Annotated in this window: 19 protein-coding genes; 5 read left to right on the plus strand and 14 right to left on the minus strand. The window is 70.2% G+C overall.

Annotation, left to right across the window (positions count from 1 at the left end):
* Nucleotides 1-29: 29 nt before the first annotated feature.
* Nucleotides 30-236: a heavy-metal-associated domain-containing protein gene (locus ACFWY5_RS14160; protein ID WP_379609568.1), complete on the minus strand. Its 207-nt coding sequence runs from the start codon at nucleotides 234-236 to the stop codon at nucleotides 30-32.
* Between the two features lie 117 nt (nucleotides 237-353).
* Between ACFWY5_RS14160 and ACFWY5_RS14165 the strand changes: the two genes are divergently transcribed.
* Genes ACFWY5_RS14165 through ACFWY5_RS14175 form a run of 3 tightly spaced genes read left to right on the plus strand, consistent with a single transcriptional unit; the run spans nucleotide 354 to nucleotide 4,021 of the window.
* On the plus strand, nucleotides 354-1,508 hold the full coding sequence (locus tag ACFWY5_RS14165) for an NAD(P)/FAD-dependent oxidoreductase (RefSeq protein ID WP_379632117.1): 1,155 nt from the start codon (nucleotides 354-356) through the stop codon (nucleotides 1,506-1,508).
* A gap of 12 nt (nucleotides 1,509-1,520) precedes the next feature.
* Nucleotides 1,521-2,342 (plus strand): F510_1955 family glycosylhydrolase, encoded by an 822-nt coding sequence (locus ACFWY5_RS14170; protein ID WP_379632119.1) that lies wholly within the window; start codon nucleotides 1,521-1,523, stop codon nucleotides 2,340-2,342.
* 26 nt (nucleotides 2,343-2,368) lie between these two features.
* Nucleotides 2,369-4,021, plus strand: a complete 1,653-nt coding sequence (locus ACFWY5_RS14175; protein WP_379609565.1) for a VanW family protein — start codon at nucleotides 2,369-2,371, stop codon at nucleotides 4,019-4,021.
* Between the two features lies 1 nt (nucleotide 4,022).
* On the opposite strand, the gene ACFWY5_RS14180 is transcribed toward ACFWY5_RS14175, so the two are convergent.
* Nucleotides 4,023-5,915, minus strand: coding sequence for a hypothetical protein (locus ACFWY5_RS14180; RefSeq protein ID WP_379609564.1), 1,893 nt, complete (start codon nucleotides 5,913-5,915; stop codon nucleotides 4,023-4,025).
* Nucleotides 5,916-6,122: 207 nt separating this feature from the next.
* Nucleotides 6,123-7,529 carry an MFS transporter gene (locus ACFWY5_RS14185; RefSeq protein WP_379632121.1) on the minus strand — a complete coding sequence of 469 codons (1,407 nt, stop codon included), beginning with the start codon at nucleotides 7,527-7,529 and terminating at the stop codon, nucleotides 6,123-6,125.
* A 73-nt stretch (nucleotides 7,530-7,602) separates the two neighbouring features.
* Here ACFWY5_RS14185 and ACFWY5_RS14190 point away from each other — a divergent pair, with 73 nt between their 5' ends.
* Nucleotides 7,603-7,920 (plus strand): metal-sensitive transcriptional regulator, encoded by a 318-nt coding sequence (locus tag ACFWY5_RS14190; protein ID WP_379632123.1) that lies wholly within the window; start codon nucleotides 7,603-7,605, stop codon nucleotides 7,918-7,920.
* Nucleotides 7,921-7,923: 3 nt separating this feature from the next.
* On the opposite strand, the gene ACFWY5_RS14195 is transcribed toward ACFWY5_RS14190, so the two are convergent.
* The 4 genes from ACFWY5_RS14195 to ACFWY5_RS14210 form a co-directional block, all read right to left on the minus strand.
* Nucleotides 7,924-9,222, minus strand: a complete 1,299-nt coding sequence (locus ACFWY5_RS14195; protein ID WP_379609561.1) for a M1 family metallopeptidase — start codon at nucleotides 9,220-9,222, stop codon at nucleotides 7,924-7,926.
* Nucleotides 9,204-12,893: a Pls/PosA family non-ribosomal peptide synthetase gene (locus tag ACFWY5_RS14200; RefSeq protein ID WP_379632125.1), complete on the minus strand. Its 3,690-nt coding sequence runs from the start codon at nucleotides 12,891-12,893 to the stop codon at nucleotides 9,204-9,206. Before ACFWY5_RS14200 ends, ACFWY5_RS14195 begins: the two co-directional genes overlap by 19 nt.
* A gap of 275 nt (nucleotides 12,894-13,168) precedes the next feature.
* Nucleotides 13,169-13,735, minus strand: a complete 567-nt coding sequence (locus tag ACFWY5_RS14205; protein ID WP_379632127.1) for an NADAR family protein — start codon at nucleotides 13,733-13,735, stop codon at nucleotides 13,169-13,171.
* Between the two features lie 5 nt (nucleotides 13,736-13,740).
* Entirely contained in the window at nucleotides 13,741-14,112 is a 372-nt protein-coding gene (locus ACFWY5_RS14210; protein ID WP_379632129.1) for a DUF5997 family protein, read from the minus strand.
* A gap of 55 nt (nucleotides 14,113-14,167) precedes the next feature.
* Between ACFWY5_RS14210 and ACFWY5_RS14215 the strand changes: the two genes are divergently transcribed.
* Nucleotides 14,168-14,875 (plus strand): LysR substrate-binding domain-containing protein, encoded by a 708-nt coding sequence (locus ACFWY5_RS14215; protein WP_379609557.1) that lies wholly within the window; start codon nucleotides 14,168-14,170, stop codon nucleotides 14,873-14,875.
* A gap of 850 nt (nucleotides 14,876-15,725) precedes the next feature.
* Here the strand turns inward: ACFWY5_RS14215 and ACFWY5_RS14220 are convergent.
* From ACFWY5_RS14220 to ACFWY5_RS14250, 7 genes are all read right to left on the minus strand, one after another.
* Nucleotides 15,726-16,019 (minus strand): hypothetical protein, encoded by a 294-nt coding sequence (locus ACFWY5_RS14220; protein ID WP_379609556.1) that lies wholly within the window; start codon nucleotides 16,017-16,019, stop codon nucleotides 15,726-15,728.
* Between the two features lie 788 nt (nucleotides 16,020-16,807).
* Nucleotides 16,808-17,128, minus strand: a complete 321-nt coding sequence (locus ACFWY5_RS14225) for a hypothetical protein (RefSeq protein WP_379609555.1) — start codon at nucleotides 17,126-17,128, stop codon at nucleotides 16,808-16,810.
* A gap of 328 nt (nucleotides 17,129-17,456) precedes the next feature.
* A complete protein-coding gene (locus ACFWY5_RS14230) occupies nucleotides 17,457-17,687 on the minus strand; it encodes a hypothetical protein (RefSeq protein ID WP_379609554.1) in 231 nt (76 codons plus the stop codon).
* A complete protein-coding gene (locus ACFWY5_RS14235; protein WP_379609553.1) occupies nucleotides 17,684-17,932 on the minus strand; it encodes a hypothetical protein in 249 nt (82 codons plus the stop codon). The genes ACFWY5_RS14230 and ACFWY5_RS14235 overlap by 4 nt, the downstream gene beginning before the upstream one ends.
* A gap of 170 nt (nucleotides 17,933-18,102) precedes the next feature.
* Nucleotides 18,103-18,252 carry a hypothetical protein gene (locus tag ACFWY5_RS14240; RefSeq protein WP_379609552.1) on the minus strand — a complete coding sequence of 50 codons (150 nt, stop codon included), beginning with the start codon at nucleotides 18,250-18,252 and terminating at the stop codon, nucleotides 18,103-18,105.
* Between the two features lie 45 nt (nucleotides 18,253-18,297).
* Nucleotides 18,298-18,909 carry a Bro-N domain-containing protein gene (locus ACFWY5_RS14245; protein WP_379609551.1) on the minus strand — a complete coding sequence of 204 codons (612 nt, stop codon included), beginning with the start codon at nucleotides 18,907-18,909 and terminating at the stop codon, nucleotides 18,298-18,300.
* An 82-nt stretch (nucleotides 18,910-18,991) separates the two neighbouring features.
* A complete protein-coding gene (locus tag ACFWY5_RS14250; RefSeq protein WP_379609550.1) occupies nucleotides 18,992-19,444 on the minus strand; it encodes a hypothetical protein in 453 nt (150 codons plus the stop codon).
* Between the last annotated feature and the right edge of the window lie 11 nt (nucleotides 19,445-19,455).

Genomic DNA, 19,455 nt, shown 5'->3' on the forward strand with positions numbered 1-19,455 from the left:
GCCCGGCCCTCCTCCGTCCCGCACACCGTTCAGACCACGACGGCCTCGTAGCCCACCTCTTCCACGACGTCGATGATCCGCGCGTCGGTCACACCGTCGGCGGTCACGGTCACCCGCCCGGTCGCCAGTTCCACGTCCACCTGGGACACGCCGTCAACCTTGCCGATCTCGCCCTTCACCTTGTTGGCGCAGCCGTTGCAGGTCATCCCGGTCACCGCGAACGTCGTCGTGCTCATCTCGTCCCAACTCCTTCTCCATAGATACCCCCAACGGGTATGGTCAGCAACATACGCACCCGACAGCCGGGAGCGCAAGTCCTGCCGATATACCCATAGGGGGTATAGTCCTCCCTCATGCGAACCCTCAACAAGATCATCGTGGTGGGCGCCTCGCTGGCCGGCCTGCGTGCCGTGCAGTCGCTGCGCCAGGAAGGCTTCGACGGCGAGATCACCCTCGTCGGCGCCGAGACACACCTGCCCTACAACCGGCCGCCGCTGTCCAAGGGCCTCCTGCGCGGCGACGACGACATCCTCCTGCCCGGCGCCGGCGAGCTGGACGACTCGTGGTCGCGCGGACGCACCGCCGTACACCTGAATCCCGCGACCAGGACGCTCACCCTCGACGACGGCGCCGAGCTCGGCTACGACGGCCTGGTCATCGCCACCGGCGCCCGCCCGCGCCGGATGGAGGCGGCGCACACGCTGCGGAACCTGGAGGACGCGCTGGCCCTGCGCGCGGAGCTGGAGCGCGGGCACGAGCACGTGGTGGTGGTCGGCGCCGGGTTCATCGGCGGGGAGGTCGCCTCCACCGCCCGCGAGCTGGGGCTCAAGGTCACGCTGATCGACTCGGGCCGCTTCCCGATGCACGCGGGTCTGGGCGACGTGGCGGCCGCGTGGCTGGCCGGGCTGCACGAGCGCAGCGGCGTCGAGCTGGTCTCGGGCGTCCGGGTGCGCGCGGTCGAGGAGGGGCGGGTGCTGCTGGCCGACGGGCGCGCGATCCCGGCCGGCCTGGTGGTGGCGGGCCTGGGCGTGGTGCCGAACACCGACTGGCTCGACGGCAGCGGGCTGCCCGTCGACGACGGGGTGCTGGTGGAGGAGACGCTGTTCGCGCGCGGGTCCGCGCGGATCGTGGCCGCCGGCGACGTGGCGCGCTGGCCCCACAGCCTGTACGGCGGCGCCATGGTCAGAGTCGAGCACTGGTCCAACGCCAACGAGCAGGGCGCCGCCGCGGCCCGCAACCTGCTGGCCGGCCCCGGGAAGTCCCGGGCGTTCGCCGACGTGCCGAACTTCGCGACCAGCGTGCACGGCAGCCGCATCCAGACCGCCGGCCTGCCGCATCTGGCCGACGCCGCGACGGTCGTGACGGGCTCGCCGGAGGAGGACCGGTTCGCGGTGGCCTTCACTCGCGAGGACGTCCTGGTCGGCGCGGTGGCCGCCAACTCCCCCAAGGACCTGATCAAGCTCAAGCGCCGCATCGCGGCCGGGCAGCCCATCTACGATGACCAATAGTAGTATCTGGCCATGCCCAGAATCCTCACCTGTCTCCTCCTCCTGGCCGCCACCGCCTGCGCGCAGGCGCCGCCCGCCGCCGGACAGGATCCCGGCATCGGCCACGTCCACGGCGTCGGCGTGGACCCGGCCGACGGCGCGGTCTACCTGGCCGCCCACTACGGGCTGTTCAAGGTCACCGGCGAACGGAGCGCCCAGCGCGTGGCCGGGCGTGTCCAGGACCACATGGGTTTCAGCGTGGTGGGCCCGAAGACGTTCCTGGCCAGCGGCCATCCCGGCGAGTCCACCCCTGACGCCCCGCCGAACCTGGGCCTGATCCGCACGACCGACGCGGGCGCCACCTGGACGACCGTCTCGGAGGAGGGCAGCGCCGACTTCCACGCGCTGGAGCCGGCGGGCGCCGACCTCTACGCCTTCGACAGCGTCACCGGCCGGGTGCGCGCCAGCGGCGACGGCGGCAGGACCTGGACGCAGGGCGCCACGGAGCAGGTGAACGACCTGGCCTTCTCGGGCGACCGCCTCTACGCGGCCACCCGGGACGGCCTCAAGGTCAGCGCCAACCGCGGCATGGACTTCGAGCCGGTACGCAAGGCGCCCCCGCTCACCCACGTGGCGGCGGCCAAGAAGCTGACCGGTGTCGACACCGGCGGCAGAATCCACTCCAGCGGCGACGGCGGGCGTTCGTGGCGCCCGGCGGGCACCCTGCCGGGCCCCGCGGTCGCCTTCGCGGCGGTCGGGAACCGCCTGCTGGCGGTCACCGAGGACGGGGTCGTGCACGACTCGGGCGACGGTGGTGGCGTGTTCAACGTACTCTTCAGACCGGCGAATACCTGATGCCCGGAGAGACCTGAATGCCCAAAATGCCGAAGACCCTCGTGATCCTGGCCGCCGTGCTCGGCGTGGCCGTATTGGCCTACGCCGTACCGGCGATCATGCTGGCCGGAGAAGTGCCACCGGGCACCAAGGTCGCGGGCGTGGACATCGGCGGGCTGTCACCCGAGGAGGCGCGCTCGCGGCTGGAACGCGAGCTGCGCCCGCGGGCCACCCGGCCCGTCGAGGTGACGGCGGCGGGCAAGAAGACCCGGCTGGAGCCGGTCGAGCTCGGCCTGTCCGTGGACGTCGCGGCCACGGTGGCGGCGGCGATGGACGGCTCCTGGACCCCGGTCGGCGTCGCGCGCTCGATCTTCGGCAGCCGCGAGCTCCAGCCGGTCGTCAAGGTGGACGAGCGGGCGCTCACCGAGCGGATCACCGCCCTGGCCAAGACCGTGGACCGCAAGCCGAAGGAAGGCGTCATCTCCTACCGGGGGCTGGAGCCGCGTACGGCCATGCCGAAGAAGGGGCTGGCGCTGGACCGGGCGGCGGCGGCGAGCGCCGTGCGCGGCGCCTTCCTGGGCGACGGCGGGCCGGTGAAGCTGGTCACCAGGACGCTGCCGCCGGCCGTACCGGCGAAGGAGGTGCGCGAGGTGGCCTCGACCACGGCGCGTACGGCCGTCGCGGCCGACCTCACCGTGACCAGCGGCACCCGCGAGGCGGCGATCACCCGCGCCGAGCTGGCCGCGGGCCTGAGCTTCACCGGCGACGGCGGCACGATGAAGCCGGTCTTCGACGCCAAGGCGGTGGCCCCCGGCCTGGAGAAGCGGCTCGTCGAGGCGAGTCAGCTCCCCCGCGACGCCGGCTTCAAGATCGTGTCCGGCCGGCCGAAGGTCGTGCCCGCGCGCGACGGCAAGGGCATCGACGACGAGGAGCTCGGGACGGCCGTGGCCGAGGCGGTGGCGGCCGGTGAGCGTACCGCCAAGGCGCCGGTCAAGGTCACGCGGGCCAGGCTGACCACCGAGGCGGCGGGCAAGCTGGGCGTCAAGGAGCGGGTCGCCTCCTACACCTCCAACCACCCGTGCTGCGCGCCGCGCGTGACCAACATCCACACGATCGCCGGCATCGTCGACGGCCACGTGGTGAAGCCCGGCGAGACGTTCTCGCTCAACGGCCTGGTCGGCAAGCGCGACAAGGCCCGCGGGTTCGTCGAGGCGCCCATGATCCTCAACGGCCGCTTCGTGAACGACGTCGGCGGCGGCGTCTCCCAGTTCGCCACCGCGATGTTCAACGCGGTCTTCTTCGGCGGCTTCGAGGACGTCCAGCACATGCCGCACATGTACTACATCTCGCGCTACCCGGCGGGCCGCGAGTCGACGGTCTCCTACCCGCAGCCGGACTTCCGGTGGAAGAACGACTCCAAGTACGGCGTGCTGATCAAGACCTCCTACACCTCGACCTCGATCACCGTGCAGTTCTGGAGCACCAAGCGCTACGAGGTCGAGTCGCAGAGCTCCGCCCGCTACAACATCAAGAGCTTCCCCACGCTGGAGGAGTCCGGGCCCAAGTGCCAGCCGATGAGCGGCGTCCAGGGCTTCACCATCGACGTGTGGCGGATCTTCAAGCGGGACGGCAAGGAGCTGCGCAGGCAGAAGTTCACCACCGTCTACCAGCCCGAGCCCAAGCTCACCTGCACCGACTGAGTCAGCGGGGCTGGTAGACACAGCGCTGCCCGGTCTGGACAGTGGCGCGCAGTTCGGCCCCGATGACCGGGTCCGCCTCCGCGATCCGGCCGATGGCCCGCCGGATCGCCTTGCCCACCGAGATCCTGGCCCGCTCGTCGGTGCCGGCGAACGACCGGGTCCGCCCGCCCAGCCCGGCCGCCGCCGCCAGCTCCGTGACCAGCCAGTCGTGCTCGGCACGCAGCGCCGTGGCGCGTTCCAGATCGTTCATGGACTCCAGTTCGTCGATGTCGTCCTGCAACTGGCCGAGCCGTTGCTGGTAGGCGCGCTTGGCCTCCTCGTCCAGCAGCGGCTGGGTGGAGACCGCCTCGGTCGCGGCCGGCCCGGTGACCAGGTCGCCGGCCCGGACCTCGCGCCCGGGGTTGGCCAGCAACGTCGCCAGATGGCCCATGCCCACGCTGTGGTCCACGTGCGCGCAGCGGGCGCCGAACTCGAACTGCCACTGCGGCCCGCGCCTCCTGCACACCACCTTTCCGGTACGGCGGGCCGTACCGGAGGGCGAGGCGGGCAGCACCATCCCCATCTCGGCCGCCTCCTGCGCGGCCAGTTCCAGCTCCCGCTCGGCCGGTTCGCCGCGCAGCGCGAGGGCCTGGCCGAGCCGCCAGCGCGACAACGCCACGGCGGGCCAGTGCCCGAGCGCCAGGTTGGCGCGGACGGCCTCGCCGAAGTGGACCACGGCGCGGGCGATGTCGCCGGTGGTCAGGCTGGCGACGCCCAGCGGGTGGTGCACCGAGCCGAGGCAGGCGACGCCCAGGCTGGTGATCGCCGGCAGGTGGGCGTAGGGCCGCAGCAGCTCGTAGGTCTGGGCGGACAGGTCGGCCTCGCCCAGCAGGTGGGCCGCCTCGGCCACGCCGTACAGGGTGGTCAGCCACACGCTGGAGCTGGGCAGGCGGGCGAGGTCCTGGCCGCGCAGGCGGGCCAGCATGTTGACGGCCAGGCGGCGTTCCCCGGCTCCCGCGGCGGCCGTGGCGGTGGCGGCGAGATAGGAGTAGTCGAGCACGCCGAGCACGGAGGAGTTCACCAGCTCGGTGAGGATCGGCAGCAGCTCGGGCAACCGCCCCTGGTACCAGCGGACGATCGCGACCTGGCCGCTGGGCCAGCCGGCGGCGTCGATGTCGCCGGCCCGCGCGCCGCGTTCCCCGCTCTCCGCGGCGAGCTGCTCGGCCTGGGCGAAGCGGCCGGCCCTGATGGCGAGCATCACGTCGATCGCGCTGACGATGAAGCCGACGGCCAGGTGGTCGGTCTCGTCCAGGAGCGCGCGCAGCTCGTCGAGCGAGCGTGCGGCGTGCGGGTGGCCGGCCAGGAACAGGTCGACGGTCCGCCACATCAGCCCCATCATCAGGTCGCCGCGGCGGCCGGTCCTGCTGGCCTGGCCGATCATGTCCTCGGCGAGCTCGTGGCGCAGCACGCCGTGCTCGGGGCCGAGGACGCAGTGGTGGGCGAGGCTGAGCGTCTCGGCCAGCGCCACCGGGTCGCCCGAGTGCCTGGCCTGGGTGAGCATGGCCAGGATCGCGGCGTGGCGGCCGGAGCGGTAGTCCTCCTCACCGCACAGGCGGGCACGCAGCCGTAACGCCAGCGGCGAGCGCGGGTCGATCAGGGTCAGGGCATGGCGCTGCCGGACGCGGATCGTCTGCGCCTCGGCGGCGGTGCGGTGCTCGTGCACCCAGATGCCGCCGAGACCGAGTGCCGCCCTGGCGAGCGCGACGGTGTCGCCGTCGCACTCCGCCTCGTGATAGGCGGCGTCAAAGTGGTGGCGTGCGGTGTTCAGGTCCCCCTCGGCGTGCAGAGCACGCTCGCCCTCGATCAGGGAGATCGTCGCCGTCCCGCAGGCCCCCCGTTCTCGCACCGTGCTCACAAGTCAACCCTCTCCGGTTCATGTGATTACGGGGCCCCCATAGTTGAAGATGCCACTACATTAGAACTTCCGTCTAGTGCTTTTCCGGCGTCGGCATCGTTCACGCCATGTCCACGTCGCGCATCCCCCGTCACCGTCAGCGCACCGCCCAGGCTGTATCCCAGCCCCTTGCCGGAGGCGCCGCTCAACGCCTTCGTGCCCGAGACGTCAGTGCCCGTGCCCGTGCCCCACGGTGACCCCGGCCGGCACGCCCGCCGGCACCAGGACCGACGAGACCACGGCCGCCACCGCGGCCACGATCACGCACAGCAGCAGCGCCCCGGTGAAGCCCTCGACGCCGGCCGCCCCGGGCGCGAGGCTCGCCGCGGCCATCGTGGAGACCACCGCCACCCCGATCGAACCGCCGAGCTCGTGGAAGGTGTTGATCACGCCGGAGGCGACGCCCGCCTCACCGGCCGGCACGTTGGCCATGGTCGTGGTCGTCGCCGTGACGAACGCCGGCCCGATCCCGAACGCCGCCAGCACGAACCCGGGCACCAGCGTGGTCCAGACGTTCGCGTCCGGCGAGATCCGCATCATCAGGGCCGCGCCGGCCGCGGTCAGCGCGAACGACACCAGGGCCACCGGCCGCCCGCCGACCTTCCCGACCAGCCGCCCGCCGAGGTGCGCCCCGAGCGTGATCGCGACGGCCACCGGCAGGAAGATCAGCCCGGTCGCCAGCGCGTCGTAGCCGAGGACGTGCTGCAGGTAGAGCGAGCTGACGAAGAACAGCCCGAGCAGCAGGCCCGTGGCCGCCAGCATCACGAACGTCCCCGAGACCACGGCCCGCCTGGCCATCGTCTCGGCCCGCATCAGCGGCGTCCGCACCTTCCGCTCGACCAGCACGAACAGCCCGTACCCGAGGACGGCGCCGCCCAGCGCGGCCAGTGTGGAGAACGCGCCCCACCCGGCGTCGCCCGCGCCGACCAGCCCGTAGATGAGCAGCGCGGTGGCCAGCGTCACCGTCACCGCTCCCGGCACGTCGACCCGGCGGCCGCCGGCATGGGGCTCGTCCCGCCCGACAAGCCGGGGCAGCACCGCCAGGACGGCCAGCCCGATCGGGACGTTGACGTAGAACACCCAGCTCCACCCCGGCCCCGCGGTCAGCAGCCCGCCGGCCAGGACGCCGACGGCCGCGCCGGACCCGCCGATCGCGCCCCAGACGCCCAGCGCCCGGTTGCGCAGCTCGCCGTGGTAGGTCCGGGTGATGACGGCCAGCGCGGACGGCGACATCAGCGCCGCCCCGACCCCCTGGAACGCCCGCCCGGCGATCAGCGTCGCCCCGTCGCCCGCCACCCCACACACCAGCGAGGCCGCGGCGAACACCCCGAGCCCGGCCAGCAGCGTGCGCCGCGCGCCGAAGGCGTCGGCCAGCCGCCCGCCGAGCACCATCAGCCCGCCGAACACCAGCGTGTACGTCGTCACCACCCAGGTCAGCGCCTCCCGGTCGAGCTCGAGCTCCTTCCCGATCGTGGGCAGTGCCACCTGCACCACCGTGATGTCGACGATCAGCATGAACTGCGCCAGCCCCAGCAGTCCCAGTACGGCCCAGCGGCCCATGACCACCACCTCCATAAGTCGAACATCTATGTTCAAGTTATGGAGACCCTACCCCCGTAAGGCATCGGAGGAAATACGGTAGGGGGGTATGACGTTACGACTGGTGACGAGAGGACGGGGTCACGTGAACGGATACACCGAGAACAAGCAGGAGCACCTACGGCGGCTGCGCAGGATCGAAGGCCAGGCCAGGGGCCTGCAGCGGATGGTCGAGGACGACAAGTACTGCATCGACATCCTCACCCAGGTGTCGGCGACGACCAGCGCCCTGCAGTCGTTCGCCCTGGCACTCCTGGAGGAGCACATGGCGCATTGCGTCGCCGAGGCCACCAAGAAGGGCGGCGAGGAGGCGCAGCTGAAGGTCAAGGAGGCGGCCGACGCGATCGCCCGTCTCGTCCGCTCCTGAGGTCTACGACAGCGGCGGGAGCCGTTCCGAATAGAGCCAGGACAGGAAGAACGTGTCCAGCGGCTCGGGGGCGTAACGGCCGGCGAGTTCGGTGAAGCGGCCGGTGCTGACGGTGCCGTGGCGGTACCCGTCGGCCCACTCGCGCAACACCGAGCGGAACGCCGGCTCGCCCAGCACCCCGCGCAGCGCGTGCAGCGTGAGCGCGCCCCGCTTGTAGACCCGGTCGTCGAACAGGCGCTTCGGCCCCGGGTCGGCGAGCACCAGGTCGGCGGGTTGCGCGCTGAGCGCCGCGTGCCAGCGGCGCGCGTGCGAGGCGGCGCTCTCGCCGCCCGACTCCTCCGACCACAGCCACTCGGCGTAGGCGGCGAAGCCCTCGTGCAGCCAGATGTCGCGCCAGTGGGCCAGCGTCAGGCTGTTGCCGAACCACTGGTGGGCCAGCTCGTGCGCCACCAGCCGCTCCTCGGCGAGCTGGCTCGGCCCGAAGATCGACATGCCCTGGGCCTCGACCGGGATCTCCAGGTCGTCCTCGGTCACCACCACCGCGTACTCCGCGAACGGGTAGGGACCAAACCATTCCGTGAAGACGCGCATCATCCGGTCCTGCCGGGCCAGCATCCGCCGCGCCCGCACCGCCGCCGACGCCGGCACGGCCAGCCGCTGCGGCACCTCACCCGGCAGGTCGCCGAGCTGGTAACGGCCGATCTGCACGCTCGCGAGGTAGGAGGCCATCGGCACCGCCTCGTGGTAAACCCACGTCGTGCGCGAGCCCGCCCGCCGCGTCGAGGTGAGCTGCCCGTTGCACACCACCGTGTACGGCGTGGCCGTCGTCACCGCGATCTGGTAGGTCGCCTTGTCCGACGGCCGGTCGTTGCACGGGAACCAGGAGGACGCGCCGGTCGGCTGGCTGGCCACGAGCGCGCCGTCCTCCAACTGCTCCCAGCCGAGCCCGCCCCACGGGCTGGGCACCGGCCTGGGGTTGCCCGAGTACCGGACCTCGACGGTGAACTCACGCCCCTCGGGCAGCCGCCCGCCGGGGGTCAGCCGGAGCTTGCCGCCGCCGTGCGTGAACCGGCAGCGCATGCCGTTGACCAGCGCCTGGGAGACGTGCAGCGGGCCGAGGTCGAGCCGCACCTGCTCCAGCGGCTCGGCGGCGACCGCGTCCAGCTTGGCGACGCCGGCCAGCCGGTTGGGCCCCGGCCGGTAGTCGAGTGCCAGGTCGTAGTGCCGGACGGAGTACCCGTCGTCGCCACGGTCGGGGAAGTACCGCACCATCCTCCCGTCGATCACGCTGCCTGATGCCACGCGGCGACAGGGTTGCCGTACCACCGGGTCCGCGCGGGCAGCGACTCGCCGCGCATCACCAGCGAGGCGGGGCCGATCGTGGTGTTGCTCCCGACCGTGGCCGCGGGCAGCACCACCCCGTGCGGGCCGAGTGTGGAACCCTCAGCCAGCTCGACTGTATCGATGCTCATGACCCGATCGTGGAACAGGTGGGTCTGAAGCACGCAGCCGCGGTTGACCGAGGCGCCGTCACCCAGGCTGACCAGGTCGATCTCCGGCAGCCAGTAGGTCTCGCACCACACGCCCCTGCCGACCTTGGCGCCCAGGGCGCGCAGCCAGACGTTCAGGCCGGCCGTACCGAGCCATGAGGTGGCGAACCAGGGCGCGGCCAGCACCTCGACGAAGTTGTCCGCCAGCTCGTTGCGCCAGACGAACGCGCTCCACAGCGGCCGGTCGCCGGGCCGGATCCGGCCCATGAGCGCCCACTTGGCCACCACGGACACCGCCGCCGCCACGAACCCGGCCGCGGCCAGCACCACGCCGCCGAGCAGCACCGCGGCGACCGGATGGAGGTCGCGCGCGATCGTGACCAGCGCGGTGACGACGAGCACCGCCAGCGCGGCCGTGGCGATCGCCGGAACCACCCGGCACACCTCCACGAGCGCCCGCGCCACCTTGAAACGCAGCGGCGGGTCATAGGTACGCCCCGTGTCGCCGCTCTGGGCGGTCCTGCGCAGCTTGACCGGCGGCATCCCGAGATAGGACGAACCCGCCTTGGCCTTCTTCGGCGCCGCCGACAGCACACCGACCAGCCCGTCCTTGGGCACCTTGCGGCCGGGCGCGGTCATGCCCGAGTTGCCGACGAACGCCCGCTTGCCGATGCGCACGTGGTCCAGGCGCATCCAGCCGCCCGACAGCTCGTACGGGGCGACCTTGGTGTCGTCGGCCAGGAACGCGCCGTCGCCGACCTCGGTCATCGAGGGCAGCGCCAGCACGGTGGACAGCTCGACGTCGCGGCCCACCTTCATGCCGAGCGCGCGCAGCCACATCGGGGTGAGCCCGCTGGCGTACAGCGGGAACAGCCACACCCTGGCCATGGCCATGAGGCGCTCGGTCGCCCAGGCCTGCCACGCCGTACGGCTGTGCACCGGGTGGCTGCCCGCGCGCAGCCCGATCGACAGCAGCCTGACGGCCACGAGCAGCAGCAGCGCCATGCTGACCATCGAGACGACGGTCGCCGCCGCGATGCCGGCCGGGCCGAGGACGGCGATCCCGGGCAGCACGGCCAGCAGCGGGATCAGGCTGAACGCCATCGCGGACACGCCGTAGGTCACGCTCCACCGGCGGTACCTGCGGGGCGCCGGCGCCTTGGGCGTCAGCTTCCCCTTCCGTACGGCCGGCGCCCCCGCCCACCGCTGCCCGGCCGGGACGTCGCCGCCGACCGCCGAGCCGGGGGCGATCTGGGCGTTCTTCCCGATCCGCGCGCCCGCCAGAACGATCGACCTGGCGCCGACGGTCGCGCCGGCCCCGATCCTGATCTCGCCGAGCCTGAACAGGTCGCCATCCAGCCAGTAACCGGTGAGGTCCACCTCGGGCTCGATCGCGGCGGCCCTGCCGAGCTTGAGCATGCCGGTGATGGGCGGCATCGTGTGCAGGTCGGCGTCCTCGCCCACCTGCGCGCCCAGCGCCCGCGCGTAGTAGGTGATCAAGGGCGCGGAGGCGAGACCGCCCACGCCCAGACCCGCCGCCAGCTGCTCGGCGAACCAGACCCTGAGGTGGGTGGCGCCGCCTCGGGCGTACACGCCCGGTTTGACGCCGCGCAGGACGAGCCGCGCCGCGCCCGCCGCCAGCGACAGGCGGCCGAACGGCGTCAGGAACAGCAGCGCGCCCGCGATCACCCACCACCAGGCGACCGCGAGGACGTTCGTCAGATTGCCCACCGCGAGGGCGCCGACCACCCAGGGCATCGCGCGCACGGTCAGCAGCGGCAGCATCAGCGCCGTCTGGACCAGCGCCGCCCGGCGCGGCATCGGCAGCACGACGCGCGTGTTCTCCTCGGCGGGCCGCTCCAGCTCTTCGAGCCGGTCGGCCAGCGCGCCGAGGGTCGGATGGTCGTAGAGGTCGGCCACCGCCACGTCCGGATACCTGCCGCGCAGCGTCGACACGAGCCGCGCCGCCGCCAGGCTGGTGCCGCCCGCGGTGAAGAAGTCGGCGTCGGGGCCGCTGACCCGCTGCCCCAGGACGTCCTGCCACTGCTCGGCCAGCCACGCCTGGAGTCCGTCGAGGTCGGCGGCCTCCTCGTCCTCGTCGCCGAGGGGCCAGGGCAGCGCGTCGCGGTCGATCTTCCCCGAGGTACGCGTGGGCAGGTGGTCCACAACGGCCAGGCGGGGGACGAGGGCGGCGGGCAGCACGGCTTCAAGCTGTTCCCGCGCGTCGGATATTTCCCCATTTGTCACGATATAGCCGACGAGAAGCTGGTGTCCTGAGGCCGTGGTCTTGACCGCGGCCGCCGCGCCCGTCACCCCGGGCAGCGCCTGGAGGGCGGCGTCCACCTCGCCCAGCTCGATCCGCCGCCCGCCCAGCTTGACCTGCTCGTCGGCCCGCCCGACGAACAGCAGCCCGGCGGGATCGGCCACGACCAGGTCACCGCTGCGGTACGCGCGGTCCCAGCCGAGCGACTCCAGCGGCGCGTACTTCTCCCGGTCCTTCTCCTCATCGAGGTAACGGGCCAGCCCCACGCCCCCGATGACCAGTTCGCCCGTCTCCCCCATGGCCACCGCCCTGCCCGCCTGGTCGACCACGGCAAGGTCCCAGCCCCGCAGAGGCAGCCCGATCCGCACCGGCTCCCCCCTGACCAGCGGCGCCGCGCACGCGACGACGGTGGCCTCGGTGGGGCCGTAGGTGTTCCAGACCTCCCGGTCGGGGGTGCTCAGCCGGTCGGCCAGCTCGGGCGGGCAGGCCTCGCCGCCGAAGATCAGCAGGCGCACGCCGTCCAGCGTCTCTGCCGGCCACAGCGCCGCCAGCGTGGGTACGGTCGACACCACCGTGATCCCGCGCTCCACCAGCCACGGCCCGAGATCCATCCCGGTGCGCACCAGCGAGCGCGGCGCCGGGACCAGGCAGGCGCCGTTGCGCCACGCCAGCCACATCTCCTCGCACGAGGCGTCGAACGCCACCGACAACCCCGCCAGCACCCGATCCCCCGGCCCCAGCTCAAGAAAAAGCCCGGCCTCCGCGTCCACGAAGGCGGCCGCGCTGCGATGGCTGACCGCCACACCCTTGGGCTTGCCGGTGGACCCGGAGGTGAAGATGATCCAGGCGTCGTCCTCGGGCACCGGCGGCCGCGCGCCGGCCCCGGCGGGGCGCCTGCTCGTGATCCCCTCGGTCCCGATCACCGCCGCGACGTCGGCCTCCTGAAAGACGAGCGCGGCCCGCTCCTCGGGATCGTCGGCGTCCACCGGCACGTACGCCGCCCCCGCCGCCAGCACCGCCAGGATGGCCACATAAAGATCGTTGCCGCCCGACGGCACCCGGATCCCGACCCGCTCCCCCGGCCCGATGCCCATCTCGCCCAGCGAACCGGCCAGGTGCGCCACCTCTTTGGCCAGCCGGGAGTAGTCGAGAACGCTCACGCCGTCGTCGAGCGCGGGCGCGTGGGGGTGGGCGGCGGCACTCTCATGAAGAATGTCCACGAGAGTCCGCGCGGTGGTGTTCCCACCGGCGGACAGAAAGACGGCATCCTGCGAAATCACGGCATTGACCACCAAGGCTCACCTCATGCGTAGACGATGCGGGCCCCGGTACGTGACCTCACGCGCTCGGTTGGCGGGTCGCAGCCCGTAGCGACGCTCCCCACGCCGCCGAGCCTTCAACGATCCCAGATAACCCAGATATTTCCCAATCCACGGGGGTTGTCGGAGTTTTACCGGTCATTCGCCAGTCATTCAGATTTGTTGACCGGGGGTATTCACAGCTCGTTCCGTGCGGCCATCAGCGCGAACCCGAGCAGGTTGAGCCCTTCCCAGGTCGAGGGCCGCGCGCTGCGCTCATCCGCGGCGGTCAGCCCGATCCCCCAGACACGGTCGCCGGGACTGGCCTCCACCAGCACCCGCCCGCGCGTGCCCAGCAGGAACTCCCGCAGGTCCGCGTGCTGCCCGAACTTGGCGGCGTTCCCGCGGACCACGATCCCGAACCGACGCTCGGCCCAGACCGCGTCGTCGAACCCCCGGATGGCCCGGCCCAGCGTCTTGGCCTCTCCGGGGTGCGCCGCGGCAAGGATCGCGCGGGCGGCGTCGTGATCGCCGAACAACCAGGCCTTGTGCGCCATCATGTAGTGCTCGGCCGTGGCGAAGACGTGCCCGTCCTCGGTGAAGGAGGCCGGCCACCACTGCGACAGGCACCCGGGCCCGGCCCGGCCGTCGCGATCCGGCCGATGCCCCCAGAAGAACAGGTATCGCAGAGATCGCCCCGCCCGTTCCGCCGCGACCGCTTCGTCCACGGTCCGCGGGAGCTCCCGGTCGTCCACGACGGACATGCCGTTCAGCCCTGCTTGGCCTTGAGGGCTTCCTTGCGGGCCTCGGCCTGGAGGGAACGCTCGCGCTCCAGCCACGCGGGATTCTCCACCTTCAGCGCCTCGATCTCGGCGGTGGTCAACGGCTCGTCGACGCCGCCTCTGACCAGGCCGGAGATGGAGACCCCGAGCTTCGCCGCGACGACCTGCTTGGGATGCGGGCCGTTGCGCCGCAGGTCGGCCAGCCAGGCGGGCGGCTTCGACTGCAGCTCGTTCAGCTCGTCCCGGGAGACGACGCCCTCCTGGAACTCGGCGGGAGTGGCCGAGAGCAGGACACCCAGCTTTTTGGCCGCGGTCGCGGGCTTCATCGTCTGGGTGGTCTTCGTCTTGGGCGAGGTCATGGCCTCAAGGGTAGTCACTCGGAACGCGGTCTCCGGCCATCGGTACCCTGGGCGGGTGACTGGTGGGGAGAACGGTACGGGGTTCCGGCTGGCGTACGTGCCGGGGGTGACGCCCGCGAAATGGGTCAACATCTGGGCCGAGAGAAAGCCCGAGGTGCCACTCACCCTGGTCGCGGCCACCGCCGCCGAGGTGGTGACCGTGCTGCGCGACGGCGGCGCCGACGCCGCCTTCGTCCGCCTCCCGATCGACCGCGACGGCCTCAGCGTGATCCCCCTCTACGTCGAGACCACCGTGGTAGTGGTGCCCAAGGACCACGCGGCGGCCGCGGTCGACGAGGTCGCCGTCGCGGACCTGTCCACCGAAGAGGTACTGCACCCGCTGGACGACACCATCGAATGGACGACCCGGCCCGGCGAACCCGCCTTCACCCGCCCGCCCACGACGGCCGAGGCCGTGGAACTGGTGGCGGCGGGCACCGGCGTACTCCTGGTCCCGCAGTCACTGGCCCGCCTCCACCACCGCAAGGACCTCACCTACCGCCCGGTGCCGGACGCGCCACAGTCCCAGATCGCCCTGGCCTGGCCCACGGAGGCGACCACCGACCTGGTGGACGACTTCATCGGCATCGTCCGCGGCCGAACAGTCAACAGCACGCGCGGCCGTAATGCCCCGGAGAAGCCGGCCCAGCGCAAGCCCAAAAAGCCCGCCCAGAGCCGCGCCACACCGTCAGGCCGCGCCAAGAAGACCCGCCGCCCACGCTGACCAGGAAAAGCCCCTCAGCTTCTGCGGCCCCACCCGTCTCTCCTTCAGCAGAGGAAGTATCCGCTGCCTACGCACCGGGCGTGCTCTGAAGTTGTATCCCTCCCGAGATCGAAGCGGCGACGGTGTGATGCCCCCCCATGGGCGTCGCCTCCACGAGGGGAGACGACAGGAGTCGAACCTGACGTAGCCGCTGCCAGCGCACCGGGAAGGTGCATATCCAGTTGTGAGCGACGTGCTGACACGACCGGGAGCAGTAGATGGAGTCCCGTCGCGGCCGACTGCGTTTCCGCGCGTCGTCCTGCCACCGGAACCGCCGACCGCAGTCCGGGAGAGCACACGTTTTTCGTTGGGGAGTTCGCCGCGGCCGTGGCAGATGGGGCACTGCTCGCTCATCCTGCCCTCGCCACCTGGATCGCGGAGTCCACCATAGCCTCGTACTCGCCCGTGGTGAGAACCGCCGGACCTCCGCGCAGCCACGGTTGTGGCACTCGATCCTGTCCTCTCCGTCGAGCTGCGAGAGCGTCGCCAGGTGACACTGGGGGCAGCGAAGCGTCTTGCCCGTGCGACGGGGTTTGGCTGTCAACTCTGACGGGTCGTAGACGGCGAGCTTGATGTACCAGCGGCGGATCTCCTGCCCGAAGTCCTGCCCCATGTCCAGACGGGCGAGGATGCGTTCAGCGCGGGCGACCAGCCACGCGATCCCGAGCGTGATGGAGTCGGCAAGAGCACCTGTGCGGGCGAAGGGTCGATACCGAGGTAGGCGGACTCCCAGGAACGCAGCCACGAGTCGAACTCGTCCAGGCCTCGATCGTCATCGAGACCGTGAAGCTCTCCGGGCTGCCGGAGAGCTTCACCTGATTGGTCTCGCCGCGCAAGCCGTCAGACTCGCGCAGGCGGCGCCATCGAGCTTGGACAGCATCGCCTTGTGCTCGTACGCACAGGACGAGCAGTAGACGGTTTCGCCGTACACCGGGTACGGGCGAGGCTCTTCGGGCTTGACGGGCTCGTTGGGCCATTCGAGCGGCAGACGCCACGCCTCGACGTTGTAGGTGCTGGTGGCCTGTTCGTGAGCGCGGACCTTCCGGCGGAAGCCGTTCATGCACGGACCTGCAAATAGGTCGCTGATCTCGACGATGAACGACATTGTGGGCTTCCCCGAATACGCTGTACGGGAGACCACTTGAACGGGTGATATGCGAGGGGCGGGAACGGTTCTCCGGGTCAGGACGGAGGACCGCTATCTGCTCGGACTCGTTTCATTACCAATCAGCATCAACAGATGACAATCGGCTCACCCCATAAGAGGAATTGCCACGCTTGGCTCATGAGCTGGGACGTGATTACTGGCGTGTGGCCGAACCTGATGCAGGGGTTCGTTTCTTCGCTCGTCGGAGGCATGGTCGCCGCCCTGATCGCATGGGCTGTGGTGTCGTTGACCAGGCGGCACGAGACTAGGCTCGCGCGATTGATGGCTTGGGCAGGCCGTTCATGAACTGGATCCAGACGATCGGGAAGCGATCATGCAGTTCCGTGGCGAGATGGCCTACCGCATGGCTGGTGGATCGGAGCTGCGGCCACACACTCCATGACCACCTGAACAGTATGCAGAGCAAGCTCCGCGAGATGCGCGAGATATCTGGAGAAGAAGACGAAGAACTCCGAAAGATCGTTCGCAAGCACGTACGGGCCCAGTCCAGCCTGGTTGCCGACTTCCTCTTGGATAGAGCTCCATGAGTCAGGTTTACTGCGGCGGCAGATTTAACCATTCAGCTACGGTGAGCCGACAGTCGTCTGGGGCGACCTCCACGGGGAGGACGTCTGCCACCCACCAATATGCGCCGTCGGTGCGGCGGTAGATGGTGCCGGAGGGAGCTACCGGATGTTACGTAGCAGGTTGGGATCATTCTACTGGCGGCATATCGTCTGGCCCTATCACTCGCTGATCTCGCCTAGCAGCCTGTTCCAGAACGCGGTCAACTCATCCCCGCGGTACACGTGGTAGTGGATGCGGTTGTGATTCCTGTACACAGCCACCTCGGTGTACGGAGCGCCGTCGTCGGTGAAGAGCGCGGCAAGGCTAGTCCAGTCATCTGGGCCGCAGAGCCACTCTGGGAAAGCCAGCCTGGCGGCGTGGTCGCGTAGCGCGACCTGCCAGTGCTCCTCCCCCGAGGTGTCCATACTCCAGGTTGCCGAGAAGCGGGTCATGAGCTGGCAAAACGAGTCGTAGACGAGCGGTTCGAGCGTAGAGGTCATCTGCGGTTCCTCAGATAGCGCCGTCGGTGCTGCCAGAAAGCGACCGCGACACCGACGCCGATGGCTGCCAAACCCACTACCGCCACGACCGCGCCGTCAGTACCCAGCTCCGGCGCCCACGTGCTGACCATCATCACGCCGCTGGCCGCAGCGAGTACGAGCACGATCCGATCGGTGGTGACGAAGGGCTGCGCTGGCTTAACGCGTCTGGGGGGTGTGGCGTGCTCGGACGATAGCGGCTCCCATACCTGCCCGCATCGCGGGCAGCGCCACTGCGAGTCTGTCGCGTCTTCTGGGCGGTTGCACTGATGCCGGCCGTCTGGGTCGCTCACCGCTCCTCCCCGGAAAGGGCTGGCGCTCGAACGACCTCAACGAGGGTGTACGCCTGCGACGCTCCCTCGCAGGCCAGGATGTCCTTGATGAGCCTGCGTGCTCCCCACTTGGTAGATGCGCGTCCGATCAGGCCCGTGCAGTACCGGCCGACCACGTAGACCCCGTGTCGACCGTCCCACCAGCTGAGGTTGGGGTGGTGGCGGATCTCGTACGTGCAGGTGCTCATCGGCGGTTCCTCCTTCGCCGGTGGTATTCAGCCTTCATCCAAGAAAGACGGCGTTCCCTTTCGTCTTCCTCGATGCAGCAAGGGCAGTCCACGAGGTCGAACCTGAGTCGGTCCAGCACTCTTATGCCGCCGATAGCGACCATGCCTTCGACCAGCCACCGCTTCTGCCTAGCGAGCGCTTTCCAACCTTTACTGTGTGCCTGGAAGAACGCTGTGATGGCCTTGCGCTGGTCGAGATCGGTCATAGGTGTCATCGTCTACAACACTCCCGACGCGCCGTCTGGGTTGCTCACCGTTTCATCCTCCTACGCCGGTGTCGGGCATACTCGCCCTTCTTGCACCCACAGGTGGGCCAGCAGGAGCCTCCTCAGATGGCCGGCTCGGACGAGTCGGTTACTCGCCCGAGCCGTTGAGGTCAGCCGACCGGGACCGCTGCGCCCCGGATCACTTTTGCGTCGAGGGTGCCATGCTCCCCTACGACGGCGTAGATCTTCTTCCAGGCGTACTCCTCGCCCTTCGACGTGAGCTTGCCGTACTTCACCTTGATGATCATGCCATCCGGCATCTCGACCTTCTTGGTGGCGTTCTTTCCCCTGCCGTACCTAATGGCCTAAGCGGTGGCCTGGTCGTGCTCGCTGCTCGCAATGCGCATGATGAGCCCGATGTGGGCGAGGAAGTCGAAGACCTGCTTCTGGATGACCTTGACGCCCCGATCGGTTGCCCACTGCTGGACGTCACGTGTGAAGGAGCGCTTCGTGGTGAGGCCGTCGGCGGAGGCATACAGCTCAGCCTGGGCGGCGGCGGGCTCCAGTTCGGCAACTCGGGACTCGGCGGTAACGGCGCGGCTCTCGGCCTGGTCGGCGCGGTCGGCTTCGGCGATGACCATCTGAGCGAGTTCTCGATTGCTGACCTTGCGGACGTCGAAACGGACGTCATTGCGCAGCGAGGGCAGCACCTCGTGGGTGACCCAGCGGCGAAACGCCTTGGCTGCGGGTACGTGACTACGCATCACGAGCGAGTAGAGACCGGACTCGTTGATCAGAGTGACGGACTGAATCCGCAGGTCGGCGAAGAGGTCAGCGAAACTTAGGGCTTCTGAGCTGGACCTTTCTATGGTCCGCTTCTCATCCTCATCCAGGCCCTTGACGGCCATCGAGGCGTTGGAGTGCTTGAGGATGCCACACGCGCCGGCTGCGACGAACCAGGGCTCGTCTCCGACCATGCAGGGCGAACCTGCTGGCCAGTGAAGGGGAACTCGTAGGGGCGAAGCTCCCCCGAAGCGTCCCCCTGCGGCTCATTGCGCCTCACAGTTCCTCTGCGAACAGCTCGAAGAAGTTCCGGCGCGCCACACCATCGATGGTTCGCGCGTTCACCTCGTACGTGTGGGCGAGAGCGTGGACGCGGGCGATTCTTGCTTCGGCCTGCGCCAGCTCGGCTGCCATGACCTGCACGTGGCACTTGTTGCTCGCTGCGACATGTTCGGGCGTCTCTTCACGCTGCTCGGCCTTCTCGGCGCGTTGCCGTAACGCTTCGAGAGCCTCGTCTCGTACGGCGGCGACGACCTCAGCCACCTCCATGCAGGTGGCGACCCGGATAGAGGGGTGCCCGTCGTCTGCTGTGTACACGACCGAGACCGGGTGCTCGACACGGTCGGCGGGCACGATCGGGCTGGAGCGCCAGTATCTGCGCCTGTCCAAGATCCGCGTCGAGCAGCAGTTGTACGAGTTCAAAGGCCGCTGGCTGAAGAAGCCACCCAAGGACGACTCCT

Source organism: Nonomuraea sp. NPDC059007, assembly GCF_042740555.1.
Classification (GTDB): Bacteria; Actinomycetota; Actinomycetes; order Streptosporangiales; family Streptosporangiaceae; genus Nonomuraea.